3 protein-coding genes and 1 pseudogene are annotated in these 2682 nt (G+C 66.9%); all 4 read left to right on the top strand.

The window, feature by feature from the left end; translation table 11 throughout:
- On the top strand, positions 1-476 hold a 476-nt coding region (gene sfsA / locus Q8M88_RS11465; protein WP_305597290.1), incomplete at its 5' end, for a DNA/RNA nuclease SfsA.
- A 166-nt stretch (positions 477-642) separates the two neighbouring features.
- The gene (locus tag Q8M88_RS11470; RefSeq protein WP_305597291.1) at positions 643-936 is read left to right on the top strand and encodes a hypothetical protein; all 294 of its coding nucleotides are present in this window, start codon (positions 643-645) and stop codon (positions 934-936) included.
- Between the two features lie 152 nt (positions 937-1088).
- The gene (locus Q8M88_RS11475) at positions 1089-2387 is read left to right on the top strand and encodes an O-acetylhomoserine aminocarboxypropyltransferase/cysteine synthase family protein (protein WP_305597292.1); all 1299 of its coding nucleotides are present in this window, start codon (positions 1089-1091) and stop codon (positions 2385-2387) included.
- Positions 2388-2520: 133 nt separating this feature from the next.
- Positions 2521-2682: pseudogene (locus tag Q8M88_RS11480) on the top strand (type I methionyl aminopeptidase); the annotation flags it as partial.

The following is a 2682-nucleotide window of genomic DNA, read 5'->3' on the forward strand; positions in this document are numbered from 1 at the left end:
TGGTGGGGATCAACACCATGCACCCCAACCGCCTGGTCGCCGAGGCTTTGGCCAACGACGCGATCCCCGAACTCTCCGGATATTCCAGCGTGCGCCGCGAGGTGAAGTACGGGACCAACAGCCGGGTGGATTTCCTGCTCCAGGGTGAAGGCCGGCCCCCGGCCTGGCTGGAGGTCAAGAACTGCCACCTGATGCGCACACCCGGTCTGGCCGAGTTCCCCGATTGCGTGGCGGCGCGCTCGTCGAAGCACCTGCGCGAGCTGCAGGCGATGGTCGCGGCGGGCGACCGGGCCGTGGCGCTGTTCGTCGTCCAGCGCACCGACTGCGAGGCGTTTTCGGCCTGTCACGATCTCGACCCGACGTTCGCCGCGGGCCTGGAGCGCGCGGCTGACACGGGCGTGGAGGTGCTGATCTACGCTTGCGACGTCAGCCCGCAATCCGTTGGGATCGCCAGAGCGATCCCATGGCGCAGATGACCTGAGAACACTAAGCTCTTTGCGGTCGCAGGTTTTCACGCGCGTCGATAGCATGGGTGAGCTATTTAGGAGGGATGAACTCAGAATGACTACATCAGGGTCTGAGCCCGACCCGAGATCTCGCGATTACTCGGAAGTCGACTCCCCTGAGAAGGCCCGCCTTCTGGTGCAGTCCGGCGATCTGATCGCACTCATGATGCTGCCGGAGGAATTCGGCGGATACCGAGATCCTCGAAATATTGTGTTCGTGCCGGCATTCGTAGAGCTTCTCAAAGATAAAATCGACAATGGCCCTGTTCGGCGTCTTGTCGAAGAAGGACGGGTCGTAGAATATACCGTCAGTCCCGCTTACGCCGGCAAATGCATGGTCCCCGTCAGCTTGACGATCATGGCGACCAGTCCCGAGATGATGGCGCACTACATCCCAATCTGGGGCTCGGGCCTCGATCCGCGGCGTTAGAGCGGGCTGCGCACGGGGGCCACGAGGCCCGACCTCGTGGCGCAGGCCCCGCCTCCGACTCTCCTCCAAAGTTGGGCCGTTGACGGCGTAGGCGTCGCGCGCGCTACTTGCGCTGCGCGGGCCGCCAGCGCCCATCCATCAGGGAAGTCACCATGTCAGCGACCCCGCTTCGTCCCGAGACGCTCGCCGTTCACGCCGGCTGGCGGGCCGATCCCTCGACCGGCTCGGTCGCCGTGCCGATCCACCAGACCACATCCTACCAGTTCCGCGACACCGAGCACGCCTCGGCCCTGTTCGCCTTGCAGGAGCTGGGCAACGTCTACACGCGGATCATGAACCCGACGACCGACGTGCTCGAGAAGCGCATCGCCGCGCTGGAGGGCGGCGCCGCGGCGCTGGCGGTGGCGTCCGGACAGGCGGCCTCGGCCTATTCGGTGCAGAACCTGGCGCGGGCCGGCGACAACATCGTCAGCTCCACCGACCTCTACGGCGGCACCTGGAACCTGTTCGCCAACACCCTGCGCGACCAGGGGATCGAGGTGCGGTTCGTCGACCCGGCGGACCCCGAGAGCTTCCGCCGCGCGACCGACGATCGTACGCGCGCCTACTACGCCGAGACCCTGCCGAACCCGAAGCTGCAGGTGTTCCCCATCGCCGAGGTGGCGGCCATCGGGCGCGCGTTCGGCGTACCGCTGATCATGGACAACACCGCCGCCCCCCTGCTCTGCCGTCCGTTCGATCACGGCGCGGCGATCATCGTCTATTCGGCCACCAAGTACCTGGGCGGGCATGGCACCTCGATCGGCGGCCTGATCGTCGACGGCGGCAATTTCGACTGGGAGGCCGCCGGCGAACGCCAGCCGCTGCTGAACACCCCGGACAAATCGTACCATGGCGCGGTGTGGAGCGAGGCCGCCAAGCCGCTCGGGCCGATCGCCTACATCCTGCGCGCCCGCGTGGTGGCGCTGCGCGACCTTGGCGCGGCGATGTCGCCGTTCAACGCCTTCCAGATCATCCAGGGCGTGGAGACGGTGGCCCTGCGCATCGAGCGGCACTGCGCCAACGCCCAGGCGGTCACCGACTATCTGGCCGACCGAAAGGGCGTCACCCGGGTGATCCATCCCTCGCAACAGACAGGGACGGCGCGCACGCGAGCCGATACCTACCTTAAGGGCGGCTATGGCGGCCTGGTGGGCTTCGAGTTGGAAGGCGGCGTGGAGGCGGGCCGGCGGTTCATCGACGCGCTGCAGCTCTTCTACCACGTGGCCAATATCGGCGATGCCCGCAGCCTGGCCATCCATCCGGCCTCGACTACCCACTCGCAGCTGACGCCCGAGGAACAGGCCGCCACCGGCGTCTCGCCCGGCTATGTGCGGCTGTCAGTGGGCATCGAGCACATCGACGACATCATCGCCGATCTGGAACAGGCGCTGGCCGCGGCGCTGGGGTGACCCCGCTTTGGCCCCTTGCGGGTCTGAGAAGGTCGCCCACCTGACGTCGGCGTTGAACTTATGTGCTAGGATTGCGACATAGGTCGCGTGGCGCGGCCCGAGGCGCTGCGCCCGCGGGATCTGGAGTTCAGGCATGTCCATCACCGACGTCATCGAGACTGAGCACCGCACGGGGCAGATCAAGATCCACGGTCCCGAGGGCTTCGAGGGCATGCGCCGCGCCGGCAGGCTGGCGGCGGAATGCCTGGACATGCTGACCCCCTACGTCGTGCCGGGCGTGGTCACCGACCACCTG

Source organism: Phenylobacterium sp., from assembly GCF_030693805.1.
Taxonomy (GTDB): domain Bacteria; phylum Pseudomonadota; class Alphaproteobacteria; order Caulobacterales; family Caulobacteraceae; genus Phenylobacterium.

What these genes read in the sequence shown, in the direction of transcription:
- Q8M88_RS11475 (WP_305597292.1), top strand. Translation starts at nt 1,089, where the DNA reads ATGTCAGCGACCCCGCTTCGTCCCGAGACGCTCGCCGTTCACGCCGGC.